Source organism: Nitrospira sp. (genome assembly GCA_024760525.1).
Classification (GTDB): domain Bacteria; phylum Nitrospirota; class Nitrospiria; order Nitrospirales; family Nitrospiraceae; genus Nitrospira_D.
Window position 1 is genome coordinate 1,983,535 of record CP060499.1, and the last position, 15,468, is coordinate 1,999,002.

At 58.9% G+C, this 15,468-nt stretch carries 15 protein-coding genes; 9 read left to right on the plus strand and 6 right to left on the minus strand.

Features of this window, described 5'->3' with window-relative positions; genetic code table 11:
* The 5 genes from lpxD to H8K04_09275 form a co-directional block, all read right to left on the minus strand.
* Nucleotides 1-1,101 (minus strand): UDP-3-O-(3-hydroxymyristoyl)glucosamine N-acyltransferase, encoded by a 1,101-nt coding sequence (lpxD, locus tag H8K04_09255; GenBank protein UVT17690.1) that lies wholly within the window; start codon nt 1,099-1,101, stop codon nt 1-3.
* The gene (locus H8K04_09260; protein UVT17691.1) at nt 1,098-1,568 is read right to left on the minus strand and encodes an acyl carrier protein; all 471 of its coding nucleotides are present in this window, start codon (nt 1,566-1,568) and stop codon (nt 1,098-1,100) included. The genes lpxD and H8K04_09260 overlap by 4 nt, the downstream gene beginning before the upstream one ends.
* A 79-nt stretch (nt 1,569-1,647) precedes the next feature.
* Nucleotides 1,648-2,904 (minus strand): beta-ketoacyl-ACP synthase II, encoded by a 1,257-nt coding sequence (fabF, locus tag H8K04_09265; GenBank protein ID UVT17692.1) that lies wholly within the window; start codon nt 2,902-2,904, stop codon nt 1,648-1,650.
* 78 nt (nt 2,905-2,982) lie between these two features.
* Nucleotides 2,983-4,074 carry an LPS export ABC transporter permease LptG gene (lptG, locus tag H8K04_09270; GenBank protein ID UVT17693.1) on the minus strand — a complete coding sequence of 364 codons (1,092 nt, stop codon included), beginning with the start codon at nt 4,072-4,074 and terminating at the stop codon, nt 2,983-2,985.
* A gap of 4 nt (nt 4,075-4,078) precedes the next feature.
* Nucleotides 4,079-5,170, minus strand: a complete 1,092-nt coding sequence (locus H8K04_09275; protein ID UVT17694.1) for an LptF/LptG family permease — start codon at nt 5,168-5,170, stop codon at nt 4,079-4,081.
* 298 nt (nt 5,171-5,468) lie between these two features.
* On the opposite strand from H8K04_09275, the gene H8K04_09280 reads away from it, so the two are divergent.
* Together H8K04_09280 and H8K04_09285 are read left to right on the plus strand one after the other, a co-directional pair.
* Nucleotides 5,469-5,687, plus strand: coding sequence for a cold shock domain-containing protein (locus H8K04_09280; protein ID UVT17695.1), 219 nt, complete (start codon nt 5,469-5,471; stop codon nt 5,685-5,687).
* 152 nt (nt 5,688-5,839) lie between these two features.
* The gene (locus H8K04_09285; protein UVT17696.1) at nt 5,840-7,774 is read left to right on the plus strand and encodes a tetratricopeptide repeat protein; all 1,935 of its coding nucleotides are present in this window, start codon (nt 5,840-5,842) and stop codon (nt 7,772-7,774) included.
* A 27-nt stretch (nt 7,775-7,801) separates the two neighbouring features.
* Here the strand turns inward: H8K04_09285 and H8K04_09290 are convergent, their stop codons facing one another.
* Entirely contained in the window at nt 7,802-8,758 is a 957-nt protein-coding gene (locus H8K04_09290; GenBank protein ID UVT17697.1) for a D-glycerate dehydrogenase, read from the minus strand.
* 85 nt (nt 8,759-8,843) lie between these two features.
* Here H8K04_09290 and H8K04_09295 point away from each other — a divergent pair, with 85 nt between their 5' ends.
* The 7 genes from H8K04_09295 to H8K04_09325 all read left to right on the plus strand — a co-directional run bounded on the left by H8K04_09295 (nt 8,844) and on the right by H8K04_09325 (nt 15,465).
* Nucleotides 8,844-11,681 (plus strand): FAD-binding oxidoreductase, encoded by a 2,838-nt coding sequence (locus H8K04_09295; protein ID UVT17698.1) that lies wholly within the window; start codon nt 8,844-8,846, stop codon nt 11,679-11,681.
* A gap of 9 nt (nt 11,682-11,690) precedes the next feature.
* Nucleotides 11,691-11,969, plus strand: a complete 279-nt coding sequence (locus H8K04_09300; GenBank protein UVT17699.1) for a MoaD/ThiS family protein — start codon at nt 11,691-11,693, stop codon at nt 11,967-11,969.
* Nucleotides 11,970-12,211: 242 nt separating this feature from the next.
* A complete protein-coding gene (locus H8K04_09305; GenBank protein ID UVT17700.1) occupies nt 12,212-12,373 on the plus strand; it encodes a four helix bundle protein in 162 nt (53 codons plus the stop codon).
* 484 nt (nt 12,374-12,857) lie between these two features.
* Nucleotides 12,858-13,517, plus strand: coding sequence for an outer membrane beta-barrel protein (locus tag H8K04_09310; GenBank protein ID UVT17701.1), 660 nt, complete (start codon nt 12,858-12,860; stop codon nt 13,515-13,517).
* Between the two features lie 89 nt (nt 13,518-13,606).
* Entirely contained in the window at nt 13,607-13,891 is a 285-nt protein-coding gene (locus H8K04_09315; protein UVT18054.1) for a hypothetical protein, read from the plus strand.
* Nucleotides 13,878-14,465, plus strand: a complete 588-nt coding sequence (locus H8K04_09320) for a hypothetical protein (protein ID UVT17702.1) — start codon at nt 13,878-13,880, stop codon at nt 14,463-14,465. The genes H8K04_09315 and H8K04_09320 overlap by 14 nt, the downstream gene beginning before the upstream one ends.
* Before the next feature lie 115 nt (nt 14,466-14,580).
* Nucleotides 14,581-15,465, plus strand: coding sequence for a hypothetical protein (locus H8K04_09325; protein UVT17703.1), 885 nt, complete (start codon nt 14,581-14,583; stop codon nt 15,463-15,465).
* Nucleotides 15,466-15,468 lie beyond the last annotated feature (3 nt).

A 15,468-nucleotide genomic window follows, 5' to 3' on the forward strand; every position in this document is an offset into this window, starting at 1 on the left:
TCAGCGCTTCTTTGAACGGGCGGTCTTTGGTCCGGAAGCCCGCGGTGAAGATCGTTTGACCCGGGTTTCAAGTTCTGCCACGCGCTGCTCCAAATCCCGCACGAGTTGTTTCAATTCGGGCAGCTGGAAGATGACTCCCTGAATCTTGAAGGCTTTTTCACGCGGCATCGCCGGGATTCCTCCGACGATCTGGTTCGACTCGATGCTGCGATTGACTCCGGCTTTGGCTGCGATCATCACTTGATCCCCTATGGTCAGATGATCGGAAAGCCCGGCCTGTCCACCGATCATGACATGGCGGCCGATCGTCGTGCTGCCGGCGATACCGACTTGGGCGACGAGAATGCAGTGCTCTCCCACTGTGACATTGTGGGCAATCTGGACGAGGTTGTCGACTTTCGTGCCCTGCTTCACGAGAGTTCGTCCGAACGTGGCACGGTCGATCGTCACGTTGGCTCCGAGTTCGACATCGTCCTCGATGACGACGCCGCCGAGTTGAGGAATCTTATGATGGCGACCCTGATGCTGGACATATCCGAATCCGTCGGCTCCGATGACGGTTCCGCTGTGCACGATCACGCGCGCGCCAAGCGAACAGCTTTCGCGGACGACGACATTGGGATACAGGATGCAATCATCGCCGATCGTCGAGTCTGATCCGACGAACACACCGGGATAGAGAGTCACCCGTTGGCCGATCGTGACGCGGTCGCCGAGGGTGACATACGGCCAGATAGACGGGTCGGCGCCGATCTTCACATCGGAGCCTCGGGTCACCTGTTCGCTGATGCCGCGGGGTGCCGGAGAGCGGACAAAGAATTTCTGCGCCACGCGGGCAAAGGCCAGCATCGGGTTGTCGACGACGACCTGAGGGACCGCAAGATCGGCCTGATGCCGATGAACCAGCAGAGCCGCCACTTGCAGGTTGGTCGTGTCCTTCGCCATTTTGTCGTTGGTCATGAACGACAAGGCATGTGGGTTGGGCTGACTCAGGCTCGTCAAGCCGGAAATCTGCGTTTGGCCGTCCCCATGAATCGCGCCTCCGACGACCTCGTGGATCTGAGCCAGTGTAATCGAAGACGGTGATTGAGGTGCGCTCATCGGGCCGCAACCTTTTTCTTCGTTCTCCCTGCGACGGCGGAGACCTTCTTCGACTTCTTGGCGGCGGGTTTGGCGGCGGGTTTGGGGGCGACGGATTTTCCCCTCACCGTCTTCGCGGAAGTTGATTTGGCCGAGGTCGGCCTGCGCGAGGGGGATTTCGACTTGGACGCGGCCGGCGCCGATTTTGCCGACTCAGGCGCGGCGTCGGATTTCGGTTCAGCCAGCCGCCGTTGGACGTAGGCCGCCACCGAGCCGACCGTACTCAACCCCGGGAGGTCCTGATCCGGGATTTGAAGTTTGAATCGCTCCTCGATCTCAAAGAGCAGTTCGATGATGGCGACCGAGTCGAGTCCGAGGTCGTCTCGGAGATGATGTGATTCGGTAATCGTCGCAGGGTCTCGCTTGAGATAGCTGGCCAAAGCTTGAACGATTTTGTCGGTCACTGCGCGGTCGGTCGGTTCAGTCATTATGGGTACTCCTTCAGTGGAATGAGGCTCATCGTATCTGAGTTCGGCGAGGGGTCCTCACGATCATGCAACCGTCTTCTTACGCGACGAATTTTTTGAAGACAACCGTGGCATTGTTGCTGCCGAAGCCGAATGCGTTCAAGAGCGCGTAGCGAATCTTTCGCTCTTGGACCGCGCGTCGAATGCCGTCCAAGCGGCAGGCGGGGTCCGGCTCTTCGTAGTTGGCCGTGGGATGGATCTGCCCGGTATGGATCGATAACGTCGTCGCCACCGCTCCAAGCGCGCCCGCCGCGCCCAGCGTGTGGCCGATGAGCGACTTGGTGGCATTCACCGAGAGCTTGTCTGCGCGACTCTTGAACAGACTTCTGATGGCCTTGGTTTCGACGGCATCACCGATCGTCGTGGACGTGGCATGGGCGTTAATGTAGTCGACCTGATCCGGAGCGATGCCAGCCGATTCCAGACCGATCTTCATCGTGGTGCAGATTTCCTGGCCGTCTTCCTGGGGAATGACCATGTGATAGGCTTCGCTGGTGGCGGCGTATCCGGCGAGCTCCGCGTAGACTCTCGCTTTCCGTTTTTTGGCGTGCGCCCATGATTCGACGATCAACGTCGCGGCGCCTTCGCCCATGACGAATCCGTCGCGGCGCCGGTCGAAGGGGCGCGATGCCCGCTCCGGAGCATCATTGAACTCGCTGGAGAGGGCGCGCAAGGAGCAAAATCCGGCAAAGACCAATGGGGTGATGCTCGCATCCGCGCCGACGGCGATGACCACATCGGCCTGTCCGGTTCGAATACAGTGAAGAGCCTGACCCAGCGCGTGGGCACTGGACGAACAAGCCGTTGAGATGGTGAGATTCGGCCCTTTGGCGCCATGCGCCATGGCGACGATGCCCGAGGCGGAATTCAGCGTAATAGTCGGTATGAAATTCGGATGCACGCGGTGCGGTCGTTGGGTCTTAAAGAGCTGCGTGATTTCACGCTCTCCCATCACCATCCCGCCCATTCCGGCTCCGACGATCACCCCGACGCGATGAGGAGCCTCCTTCGCCATGCTGAGGTCGGCATCGGCCAGGGCTTCCTTGGCGGAGACCAAGGCGAATTGGGCGTAACGATCCACACGGCTGGCTTGTGTGGGTGTCAAATACTGCTCCGGTGAAAAGTTATGGACTTGGCCGGCCACCCGGGAACGATAGCCGGACATGGGAAACCACCCAAGTGAAGGGATCGCCGTGATTCCTGAACGGCCCGCAAGGGCCGACTTCCAGAATTCACTGACTCCGATTCCGAGGGGAGACACGACCCCGAGGCCGGTAATCACTACGCGCGAGGGCATGGTTTTCTCTCTCCTTTAAGCACTTGAAACGCCTTTCATACCGGAAGACAGGTGTACAGTCAACTAGGAAACCGTCCCTCAATGGCGAACTTTCAACAACAGATAGAGGCCGAAGCTGAGGAACAGCGCATTGGCCATCCATCCGGCGAGTATGGGCGCCAAGACTCCTCCACGTCCGAGCGCGATCGCCACGGAGTGGGTGGTCCAATAGCAGAATCCGACAATGAACGCCTGGCCGATCCCGACGGCCATGCTGCCTCCCCGGACGCCGCTTCGCCGTAGGCTCAACGCAATGCCGACGAGCACCATGACGACCGTGACAAGCGGGAAAGCCACACGGCCATAGTAGTCCGTCAGCAGACGTGTGAACGAGAATCCTTCGTTCCGAAATCGGCCCAGATAGTTTTGGATCTCTCGAAAGGTCATGGTTTCCGAGTTTCCGAGGAGCGAGCTGGAGAAATCATCGGGAATCAGCGGAATGCTGATCGCCTGTTCGGTGAACTGCGTCACGTCCGCGGTGTCGTCAGGGTGAAACCGGCGATGGTTGCCGTTCAGCAGAATCCAGCCTTCAGGAGTATAACGGGCTTCATCCGCTTCGGTGATTCGATCGAGTTGGAACGGAGGACGGAAATAGAAAATACGAACCCCTCGAAGGGTTTTGCCCGCGGTATCAATTTCACTGACCTTCATCAAGCCGTTGGCACTGACGCGGGCCCACGGCTGGGTGGCCGTGACGGTCACGGGGGCCGGCTTCTGCTCGATCCGGATCACGCGGACTTCTTCGGCCTTTTCCGAGGCCAGCGGAATCACGGTCGAGCTGAACACAAGCAGCACCAGCGACACACCGCTGGCGAAGAGCAGAAAGGGCGAGCACATCCACAGCAGGCTGACCCCGCAGCTGCGCATGGCTGTAATTTCATTGCTGCGGGCGAGTAAGCCGAGCGTCAACAGGGTCGCGACGAGGATGGCGAACGGCGCGACTTGAAACGAAATCGAGGGAATCTTGAGCGCGAAATAGATCAGGATCGGGACGATTCCGGAGTCGTAGCGAAGAAACCGGCGGACTTTCTCGAAAAAGTCGATGACCAGGTAGATGGTGACCAAGCCGGAAAAGCACATCCCGAAGATTTTCGAGTATTCGCGGAGGATATAGCGGAACAGAATCGTCATGATGCTATTGCCTGCTCATCCGGAAAAACATGATGCCGGTGATGACGACAAAAATGATATTCGGCAGCCAGGCGCCCGCAAACGGAGGGAGGATCAATGCCGTGACCAGGAAATCGCAGCCGACGTTCAGAATGTAGAACGCGATGATGATGCCGACGCCGACGGCAAACCCCCCGATGCGGCCGGACCGTTTCGAGACGATGCCGACCGGCACTCCGAGCAGGCAGAACACGAGCGACGCGGTCGGAAACGCCAGGTCTTTGTAGTATTCCATCAGGCGCCGAAGGGCGCCGGCATCCTTGCCGCCGGTTTCCGCCAGTCGTGCCATGATTTGATCGTAGGAGGGACGCTCCTCCGTGGCCGAATAGCTGCTGAGGTTCAAGTTGATCTTGATGTCGTAGCTGGCGAAGGCGATCTGCCGGTATTGATCGATCTGGCGCGGTTGGCTGTGAATCACTCCGTTCACCAGCCGAAGCGCGACCTGCTCATGCTCCGAATCCATGAATACTTGGTATTGCTCCGCCACGATGACTCTCGGCTCGCGGGGAAGTCGTTCGTCCGAGATAAAGATGCCGGCCGCAGGACTGCCCTGTTCACCTTCCGGGACATAAATCATCATGTGCGGGATCGGTTCGTTGAACGTCCCTCGTTCCAACGCCAGCACGAGTTGGTCTTTCAGCAGATTGAGGGCCACCTTCTTCAAATTCAGGGAACTCCACGGCTGTCCCCATTGAGACAAGACCAACGTCAGCGTAAACACACACAGGGAGAAGAGCAGGACCGGCTGTGAGAGACGGAACAGGCTCAACCCGGCCGCGCGCATGGCCACCAATTCTTTGTCGTAGGACAACCGGCCGAAGGCCGTGACCGACGCGATGAGTCCGGCGATGGGGAGCGTCAGCACCAGACCTGACGGGAGCAGCATGGCAATCACTTTGAGGACCGCCCAGAAGCCGACTCCCTTGGAGACCAGGAGTTCGACGAGACGCAACAGCTCCCTGGTCAACATGACAAAACAGAGCGCGCCGAGGCTGAGGCCAAACGGGGAAAGGAGTTCCGTGAAGATGTAGCGATCGAGGAGCGTTCGTAAAATCACAGAGTTTCTGGGGAGGAGAAGATTGGGCACACTATAGGGAAGTCCTTCTCCCTTGTAAACACAGGAGAAAGTCTGTTCCCTAAAGATTCGCTTGACAGCGCACCAGCCCTATGTTACATGCTCCGCGACTTTCTTCACAAATGATGGGTTCCGTGAGCGATGTATCACTCCTTCAGGTGCCCGTCCGTTTCTCCCCGCCGAATTTTTGTCCAATCTATTCTCCGTTTTCGAACTGCAGAACGATTGTGTGGGTGACGCTACGCAACTACGCGTAGTTGTTGAAAAAAGGAGGGGTTCTGTGAAGACAAAAGGAACGGTCAAGTGGTTCAACGATCGGAAAGGGTTTGGATTCATCCGGCTGGATAGCGGAGAAGATGTCTTCGTCCACTACTCTGCGTTGCAAGGAGATGGGTTCAAGACCCTCAAGGAAGGTGAAAACGTCGAATTTGATATCGTGCAGGGGGCCAAGGGCCCTCAAGCCGCCAACGTGCTCAAAGCGGCTATCGCTGCATCGTAATCGTCTCGCCTGATCCGGCGAGAGAGCCTCCTCATCCGGGCGGAAGAAACGTCGTCTTCCGCCCGGATCGCTTCCGGCCTGATTCCGCCATTTTCTCGACAAATCGCACTGACACTGTTAGCGTTTGGCTGTTCCGTCCTTGGAGGTCTGTCGTGCCCCCGGATCGAAGTCGCGTTCTCCAGCAAGCCCAGCTCCTGGCGTCCCGCGGACAGTATGACGCGGCGATTGCCGAATGGAAAAAGCTGGCCGTCGAAACCCCGGCCGACGGCACCATTCACAATTCCATCGGTGACTTGCAATTGAAGCGAAACGCTTCCTCTGAGGCCTCCGCCTCGTTTCTTCAGGCCGCCGCGGCATTTAGGACGGAGGGCGCCACCCTCAAAGCGATCGCCGCATTCAAGAAAGTCCTCAAGTGCGATCCCACGCGGTATGAAGTGTATCGCCATCTCGGCGACCTGAACATCGAACGCGGGTTGGTGAGCAGTGCGGTGCAGGATTACCTCACGTTGGGGAAATATTATCTGAAGGAACGGCGCGGGAAAGACGCGCTCGAGATCTACAAAAAGATCGTCGTCCACGATCCTTCGAATCTGAGCGCGCAGCAGCGTGTCGCCGAACTCTGTGTTCAAGAAAATCTACAGGATGAGGCGACCACGGTCTATCTCCAATTGGGTCGCGAGCGCTCGGCGCAAGGGCGATACGACGAGGCCAAAGACGCATACCTCGCCGTGCTGAGAATCGATCCGGCGAACAGCGAAGCCACCCAGTTCGTGGAAAGCCTGAAGAAAGGTGGAACCGGGCAGATCAAGGCCGTCAAACCGGCGTCCTCCGCGCCGGCGCAGAAATCCTCAGAGCCGCTTGACCTCCTGGCGGAAGCGACCAGGAGAATCGATGAGGGACAGTTCGCCGGCGCCGAGGCCATCTTGAATCAAATGCTCACGAGAGAGCCGGGGAACCCCCAGGTCTGCCAACTGCTCGCGCGGTTGCACTTGCAGCGCGGGGACGTGCAGGTGGCGCTTGGAGAATACCGCTTCCTGGCCGGCGCGGCGCTCAGGGCGCAAGACCTGATGCTGGCCGAATCGCTGATTCAGGAGTTTTTGTCTGCGGAGCCGAACTCGGTGCCCTTACTGGAGTTGAAGGGCGAGCTGCACGAAGAAAAAGGAGATCGCGCGGAGGCCGCGCGCCACTATGCCAGGGCCATCGAACTGTTGTTGGAACATCCGGAGCCTGGCATGGAAAGCCTCCACGAAGAACTTTTTGACAAGGTGCGCTCGCTGTCGAACGATGAGAACTTGGTCCATCAGCTGGCGGAGAGGATGAGGGGAGGATCCACGAAAGATCAGAGCCGGTCCGCTGATGCCGAATCCCTTCCGGCTGAATCGGACGCCGTCCACGCGGACCGTGCAGGCGATCGGATTCAGGAAGACCAGGAATGTTCAGCGGCGGGTACGGCGCCGAACGACAGCGGGTCGTTTGTCGGGGACCATAGTCCACAGACACACGTGGAACCATTGGAAGCTGTTCACGAGCCGGAGCTTCAGCACATGTCGGAGGCCGTCCAGCCCGAGCGGGACGTGATGGCGAGTGAGCAGCCGGTTTCCATGAGACAAGGCGAGGGACAATCGGACGAAGTCTCGGCGCCGCATCCGGCCGAACCCTGCAGCGTTCAGACTGCGGTCGAACCGGCCGCGCCGCCGCCTGACTATGAAGCGCACTATGCCATCGGTGTGGCGTACAAGAACATGGGATTGTACGGAGAAGCCAAAGCAGAATTTCAGGTATCGATGAACACCGATTCGTTCTATCTCGATTCGGCGCTGATGACGGCGGTGTGTCTCAAAGAGGAGCGATCCATCGCCCAAGCGATCCAGGGCTTGGAAACCGTCTTGGCCGATCCACGGTGCCAAGGGGCCAAGGGGCAAGCGATTCGCTATGAGTTGGGCTTATTGTATGAGGCTGAAGAACAGTGGGAAAAGGCTGTCCACGCGTTTCAGTCCATTCCCTCGTTTCATGACGTCCCGCAACGGTTGGCCGCTCTGAAGGCGCGGCCAGGGATACAAGAAGTCGGTTTTCGCTTCGCCTCGTAGGATTCAGCTGCTTTTCGCCCTCACACGTTACGTCACACGATTCGGCGCCGGCCTCCCTCCCAACACCGCCGCAATATTGTCCAGGCAGATGAGTCCCATACGGACTCGAGTCCCGAGCGTGGCTGATCCCAGATGGGGGAGCAGCACGATGTTCGGCAGCGAGATCAATCCGGCGGGGACAACCGGTTCCTGTTCATACACGTCCAGCCCGGCACCGGCGATGGTTCCTGCCTCAAGCGCCGACACCAAGGCGGACTCGTCGACGACCGGGCCGCGCGACGTGTTGATGAGAAATGCAGTCGGCTTCATCAGCGCGAGCTTGCGCCGGTCGATGAGATGGCGAGTGGACTCGTTGAGCGGCACATGGAGCGAAAGAACATCCGACTCCGCGACGACTTCATCGAGGGAGCGCCGGGTCCATGAGACGCCGGGCGGGCTTGAAACATTCTGACGGCCGGCATAGATCACCGGCATCCGAAACCCGGCCGCCCGTTGCGCGACCGCCTGTCCGATCCGCCCCATGCCGATGATGCCCAGCGTTTTCCCCGACACGTCGGCACCCAGCATCTGTGTCGGTGTCCATCCCGGCCACTTCCCGGTTCGCACCCAGGCATCTCCTTCAACGAGCCGCCTCGTCAGCGCGAGCAGGAGCGCCCAGGTCAGATCAGCGGTGGCATCGGTGAGGACGTCTGGTGTATTGGTGACGACGATGCCGCGCTCGGCAGCGGCAGGGAGATCGATGTTGTTGTAGCCCACGGCAAAGTTGGCGATGATTTTCACGTTCGCGGCCTGGGACAGTATCGAGGCATCGATCCGATCCGTCAGAGTGCAGATCACTGCCTGGGCTTGGGCAAAGCCTCGGTGCAGCTCCTGCTCCGTCGGCGGCCGATCCGTTGGTTCGGCCAGCAGCCGATACTGTCCAGGGATGGCGTCGAGCACCGGTCGAGGCAACAAGCGTGTGATATAGAGAGTCGGACGCTCCATAGGCACGCCCATTGTAGGAGAATTTGATGGCGACCGACAATGCTGGTGCTTCGAAGAGTCCGCAGGCTAAGATGCACGAACGTTTATGACGGCTTCACCCACTTTGATTGTGCCGACGAAAAGTCGCGCCGTCGCCCATGATCTTCGCGCGCTGTTGGGCGCCGAGAAAGTCAAAGACGACGTCCCCACGATCACGGCGTATGCCGTGGATGCCAGCATCTATCGGATTCCTCCCCAGGCGGTCGTGCTGGTCGAGTCCGAGGATGATATCGCCGCGACCGTTGCCTATGCCGTCTCTCGAGGGATTCCACTCACGCCTAGGGCGGCCGGGACGAATCTGACCGGGTCCGCCATCGGCTCCGGTATCATCCTCGATGTGTCGCGTCTCAATCGAATCCTTGAAGTGAATCGGGAAGAGCGGTGGGCCCGGGTGCAGCCCGGGATCGTCTTAGCCGAGTTGAACAAGCAGCTCGGCTTGCAGGGCCTGCTGTTCGGGCCGGACCCGTCGAGCGGGGACATGTGCAAGCTGGGCGGCATGGTCGCCAATAATTCGTCCGGACCTCATACCTTGCGGTACGGGTCGGTGAAGGACAATGTCCAAAGTCTCCGGCTCTGTCTGACTTCGTCGACGTGGATCGAGGCGCGAGCCTATGCCCTCGACGATCCCTCGCTCGAGCGCCTCCTGACAACGGAACCGGCTCTGCGTGATGTCCTGGTCATGACGCAGGCCCATGCGGATCTCATCGCCGCGAAGCGGCCCACGGTCAGCAAAAATAGTTGCGGGTACAATCTGTTTGGGTTGGCCGAGGCACTTGCCCGGGGCTCCTTCGATCTTCCTAAACTCTTTGTCGGGAGCGAAGGGACACTGGGCGTGATGAGCGAAGCCAGGCTCACGTTGGTCGACAAGCCCAAGTCCACGTTGACCGCGCTCATTCATTTTCAGAGTCTCGAAGAAGTCGGCGAGGCCGTGCCGCGGCTTTTGACGCTCCGGCCCAGCGCCTTGGAAGTCATGGATGCCAACACGCTCAACTTGATCGGCCGAGGAAAACACGGCATTCCGGCTGACGCGGCGGCGACGTTATTGATCGAATTGGATGCGGATTCCCTCGACGTCGATCTGCGCGAGCGGGCCGACGCCATGGCTTCCGTCTGCCGGCCCTACAAGCTGGCGTCGGAGCCGACGCTGGCGTTCGATGCCGAACGCCGGGAGCAGCTCTGGAAAGCGCGGAAGGCGCTGTACCCGACCCTCTATCGATTCGATCCCAAAAAGAAGCCGATCAATTTCGTCGATGACGTCGTCGTGCCGGCTGAACGCATCAGCGAGCTGATCCGGTACCTGGAGGAGTTCTTCGATGGGCAACGGGTGCCGGTCGCGATCTTCGGCCATATCGGAAACGGCAATGCGCATATCGTTCCCCTGTTGGACGTGAACGACTCCGGCGATTTCCAGAAGATGGTGCACGCGTATCAGGAAGTCCATGCCACCGTGCTGAATCGGTTCGGCGGCTCGATCTGCGGAGAACATGGTGACGGCCGTGTCCGCGCCGAGTTCGTCAAAACCATGTTCGGCGAGGAACTCTACGACCTCTTTGTGCAGGTCAAAAAGTCGTTCGATCCCGGGAATGTGCTCAATCCCGGCATCAAACTGAGCGAGGTCCCTTTCACCGAACATATCGACTACACCAGATTGTCGAAGTCCTGCGCGACCTGCGCCAAGTGCAATTCGGTCTGCCCCGTGTACGATGTCTTTCAATCCGAGGACATGAGCTCACGGGGCTGGTTCGAGATCGTCACCGCCAAGGATTACAGCTACCTCAACTCGAAGCGGGTGGTGGAAGCCTGTCTGAACTGCAAATCCTGCCGCACCATCTGTCCGGCGGGGGTGGACGTCTCCGATCTGATTCTTCAGAAGCGGGCGGAGCATCCGAACCGGTTGGCCGGCTGGATCTTCAGGCGGCAGGCGCAGGGTGCGGCCTTTGAATCATTGTTGCGGTTCCTGGGAAGCACGCAGCACATCTGGGATCGTCCCTTCTTGAGGAAACTGATTGAACGGATCACGGGGCCGATCATGAAGGCCTTGGCCCCGACGGCACGTTTGCCGCACGACCTCGTATTGCCGAAACTGGCCCCACGGCACTTGCGTGAGCGGTATGCGCATTTGATCCCCGGTGGGACAGACGCTTCGCCGGCCCGGCCGGTGGCCTATTTCCATGGCTGCGCCGCCAACTATTTCGACGATGGAGTGGGGGATGCAGTGATCGAAGTGTTGAAGAAACATGGAGTCGAGCCGGCTCTGCCGCCTCAACGCTGCTCGGGAACTCCGATTCAAACCTACGGTCACGCCGATCTTGCGCGCGAGGGAGCGCGATTCAACCTTCGCTCGTTCGCTCCGTATGAAACGATCGTGACCGGCTGCGCCTCATGCACGTTGATGCTGAAGGACTATCCCACGCTCTTCCCGGACGGACCGGAACGCCGCCAAGCTGAAGCATTGGCCAAGAAGGTGGTGCATATTTCTGAATTCGTCGCCCGTTCTTCTCAACATCCCGCCACGGCCAAAGCGGACGGAGGCACGAAGCGCGTGACGTATCATTCGTCCTGCCATCTTCGGGCTGCCGGGGTGACGAAAGAGCCGCGCCAGATTCTATCGTCCTTGCCCGGCGTCGATTTCGTGGAGATGCAGGACGCCGACCGGTGCGCCGGCGGCGCGGGAACCTATGTGGTGAAGGACTACGACACGTCGCAGAAGATCTTCGAACGCAAGGCCCGTGCGATTTCACAAACAGACGCCGACGTGGTGGCGACGAGTTGCCCGGCGTGCATGATCCAGTTGAAGAACGGATTGGGGGAGGCTGTCGAAGTCAAACACGTCGCTCAGTTGCTGCAGGATGCCTATCGAGCCGCCGAAGGCGAGAAGAGCTGAGAGGATTCGATGGTTTCTGTACAGATATTCGGTCAGACGTTACGCGCGGCTGTCGATGAGTATGAGCTCGAAGTTGCCGTGGCAGGTCCCACCACGGTGAAGCAGCTGATCGAGGCGAACCCTGAGCAACTGGGACCGGTGCTTCAATACATCAAGAGCCGCGAAGCGCTCATTACCGTCAACAAGAAGATCGGAACGGAAGATTCGCCCGTCCAGGACGGCGACATCGTCAAGCTCTCGTTCCAAGCCCGCACCTCCTACGACGGGACCCGCGACATTCCGACGTGAGGACTCACTTTCGCCGAAGCCCGGCTCGGAACTTCCTTCAATCGGGAGCTGCTTTCTCAGGCGGAAAAGGGCAAGCTCCGCATTCACCGACGCCGGCCGAATCTCCGCTGCATCGCGGGCGATCGACACGGAGGAGTCAATCTCACATTTCAAATGAGCAGATCTCAGATGCTGGAGAAGAAAAGTGTCATGCTGAAATCTGCCATGTGAGATCTGAGATCTTCGATTTGTCATAGGCATCGATGAAGTACAAGTCCTTCGAAGACCTTCCGGTGTCGCAAGCCGCCATCGACCTCGCTCGCCGCACATACATCCTCACTGAACATCAAGCCTTTCGAGGCCACACAGGATTACGCGACCAACTGGAGCGCGCCGCGCTGTCGCTCGACGTTGTGTCTTCTTGAACGCATTCCGAGCTTCTCCTCTCGGAAATCTGTAATCGGTGATCTGAAATCCAACTGCCTGAGTATCTCTCGGCAATTGTACGGCTGGATCGAACAGCTCAAGAACTCGGACATGACCGGCCAGCGCGATTTAAATGACAAGATCCGAACCCGTACTGCTGAGAAGAAGGATCAAGAAGAGTTTCTCAAAGAATTCGCTCGCATCAGCCAATCGGCAAAACCTTCTGAAATATGAAATTCTCCCGGCGCAAGAAGTCGGATCGACTTAGGTCGTTAAGGGGCGCCATTTATCCACAGCCACAGTCGACCAACCGGCATTGAAGACTCCCTCCGGTTTAGGAACTCATCCTCGAACTCCTCAATACACCGTAGTGCTTCACAGTTATCGCAGGTCGGAACTAACGGGTCTGTAAGAACGCTGCGTGTCATTCGACTATAGTACGTCCCTGCGTCGCGTCGTGTGAAGCCTAACAGGAGGTGTATCGTGAGTCGTCGATCCCTGTTTGTCTGTTTGCTCGTGCTGGGTTGGTGTACCCTTGCCTGGTCTGAGGTGAGTCGAGCCGAGTGGTACATCGCCGGTCAAGGCGGGTACCAATTCCCCCAGGATCTGGCCAACGTGCGGGGAACGGGCAATTTCAGCGGGATAACATCCAATGATCTGGACCTCAATAACCAAGCAGCCTTCGGCCTTAAAGGCGGGCGGTTCTTCAACGGCAATCTCAACTGGCTGGGGCTGGAATTCGACTTTTCGCACAGCGACGCGAACATCGCGGAGCAGCGCATCACGGCGAGCGCGCCAATCTTGGGCGTCACTCAGCAGAACGGCAGAACGCCGGGCGTGGGCCTCTCGGTCAACCACATGACCGTGAACGTCATCGCGCGCTATCCGGGTTCACGCATTCAGCCGTACATCGGAGTCGGTGGTGGCATCGGCGTCTCCCTGTTACGTACGGCGCCTCAAGGCGAAACCGACGTGTACCCGGTGTTCAACGTGCTCGTCGGCACGAAGGTGTTTCTGACGAAACATGTCGCGTTCTTCACCGAGTACAAACATGCCCGGGCGACGGTCGACTTCTCCGATCATCACTTCGAGGGCGACCTCCGAACCAATTGGTTCATGGGCGGCCTGGCCTATCATTTCTAACGGTCCGGCCACGATCGTCTTGCGAGGGATAGGTTTCCCACCAGTGATCGATTTAACGACTTCGCCGATTCGGAGAGGCGTGATTTATCATGGAGAAAGGGGTATGCTTTCCAACGATGCCATCGAATGCTCCAGAGAGACCTGATCGGCGACAGAATCACCCGCTTGATCCCCAGCGCATTGAAGTACTTGATCCTGTGATGGTCGAAGTGTTGCGACGCAAAACGCCGGCGGAACGGTTGGCCATCGGATTTGGTTTATGGCGTTCCGCACGAAAGCTCTTACGGGGACAGCTGGCCTCATTGCATCCCGAATGGGACGCCGTACGAATCGAACGCGAAGTGGCACGGAGACTCTCGCATGGAGCTGTATGAGTTGCTCGAACAGGTCGTCTTGACCTTCGAGCGGCTCAGGATTCCCTACCTTGTTACAGGGTCCGTCGCCTCCATGGCCTACGGCGAGCCACGCCTCACGAACGACATCGATCTTGTGGCCGGCATTGAGCCGCAACATGTGGCTCCACTGATTGCCGCCTTTCCTCCATCAACATTCTATCTGAGCGGGGACGCCGTTCAGGACGCCATTGCTCGCCAGGGACAGTTCAACATCATTCATCCGGCGTCAGGCTTGAAAGTCGACGTCATTGTTGGCCGAGATACGCCGTTCGATCACAGTCGATTCGCGAGAGCAAGAAGACTACGGCCCGTGGAGACGTATCCAGCGACGTTTGCCTCCGCCGAAGACGTGATCATCAAGAAAATGGAGTATTACCAAGCCGGTGAGTCCGAGAAGCACCTACGGGACATCACCGGGATGTTGAAGATTACCGGACCAGACATTGACCAGAAATATATCGGCGAGTGGGCCGACCGATTAGGGCTTCGCCCGATCTGGGAGGTCATTCTCGAACGGGTCAAGAGCACCGAGAGTCGAGAGCCGCCGGCATAGCGTCCTGCTCATCTGTTCCCATCTCAATAATCTTCGGCGCTCACCACGTCAGACCCAGTACAAGGGTTTCGCCTAGCACCTCCATTCCATGTTGCTTGAGAACATATCCGTACCCATGATGAGTGATTGGACGATAGGGGAGAGGAGTGGGCGAAGACGGCTGCACCGCTGGTCATGGTGCTTCGTCGTGCTGGTGGTGGCCCTCGCCGGCTGCTCGTTCACCACCACCGCCTATCGGTTTGCCGACCGCATTATTCTCTGGAAGGCCGACCATTATTTTGATCTGAATAGTACCCAGCGGCATGAACTGGCCGAACGCCTCACTCCCTTGCTAGACAAGCATCGCCACGAGGCCTTGCCGCAGTATGAAGCGTTCCTTCAGGAGGTCCGTCAACGGGTCGAGCGAGGACTCACGGGGCCGGATATCGATTGGGCCTATGCTGCCTACGATCGGCTGCGGGCCGACCTCTTCGAGCGCGTTGTGGCCGACAGCGGAGCCCTGCTCGCCTCGGTCGATGCCCGGCAGGTGCGTACCTTCGAATCGGCTTTGCAGAAGGACAACGCCAAAACCGCGCGCCTCGTGCAGGTTTCCGAATCCGAGCGCCTGAAGAAGCGGGCGCAGACCACCCTCGAGTTGGTGAAAGACTGGCTGGGAACGCTGACCAAAGAACAGCAGGCACAGATCCGTGAGTGGAGCCTCACGCTCCCCGATGTTCAACCTGCGTGGGTCGCGTACCAGCAGCAGCGCCAGCAGGAGCTTCTCATTCTCCTCCATCAGGAGAGGACCCCCGAGCGCATCGCCCGAGAACTCCGCACCATGTTTGTCTACCCTGACCAGACCGCTCCCCGGTCCTATCTACATGCCGTCCGCCAAATGCGCGCAAATGCCAAAGCCATCACCCTGGCCATTGACGAGCGCATGACCCCCGACCAGCGTCACCACGCCGTCGCCAAGCTTCAAAAGCTCATCGACCAAGTGCACGACCTCCAAGCCGGATAGCTT

Excerpts from the sequence above, each read along its gene's own strand:
- H8K04_09320 (UVT17702.1), top strand. The coding sequence starts at position 13,878 with ATGGAGCTGTATGAGTTGCTCGAACAGGTCGTCTTGACCTTCGAGCGG.
- H8K04_09295 (UVT17698.1), top strand. The coding sequence starts at position 8,844 with ATGACGGCTTCACCCACTTTGATTGTGCCGACGAAAAGTCGCGCCGTC.
- lptG (UVT17693.1), bottom strand. The coding sequence starts at position 4,074 with ATGACGATTCTGTTCCGCTATATCCTCCGCGAATACTCGAAAATCTTC.
- H8K04_09300 (UVT17699.1), top strand. The coding sequence starts at position 11,691 with ATGGTTTCTGTACAGATATTCGGTCAGACGTTACGCGCGGCTGTCGAT.
- H8K04_09260 (UVT17691.1), bottom strand. The coding sequence starts at position 1,568 with ATGACTGAACCGACCGACCGCGCAGTGACCGACAAAATCGTTCAAGCT.
- H8K04_09290 (UVT17697.1), bottom strand. The coding sequence starts at position 8,758 with ATGGAGCGTCCGACTCTCTATATCACACGCTTGTTGCCTCGACCGGTG.
- H8K04_09315 (UVT18054.1), top strand. The coding sequence starts at position 13,607 with ATGGAGAAAGGGGTATGCTTTCCAACGATGCCATCGAATGCTCCAGAG.
- lpxD (UVT17690.1), bottom strand. The coding sequence starts at position 1,101 with ATGAGCGCACCTCAATCACCGTCTTCGATTACACTGGCTCAGATCCAC.
- fabF (UVT17692.1), bottom strand. The coding sequence starts at position 2,904 with ATGCCCTCGCGCGTAGTGATTACCGGCCTCGGGGTCGTGTCTCCCCTC.
- H8K04_09325 (UVT17703.1), top strand. The coding sequence starts at position 14,581 with ATGATGAGTGATTGGACGATAGGGGAGAGGAGTGGGCGAAGACGGCTG.
- H8K04_09305 (UVT17700.1), top strand. The coding sequence starts at position 12,212 with ATGAAGTACAAGTCCTTCGAAGACCTTCCGGTGTCGCAAGCCGCCATC.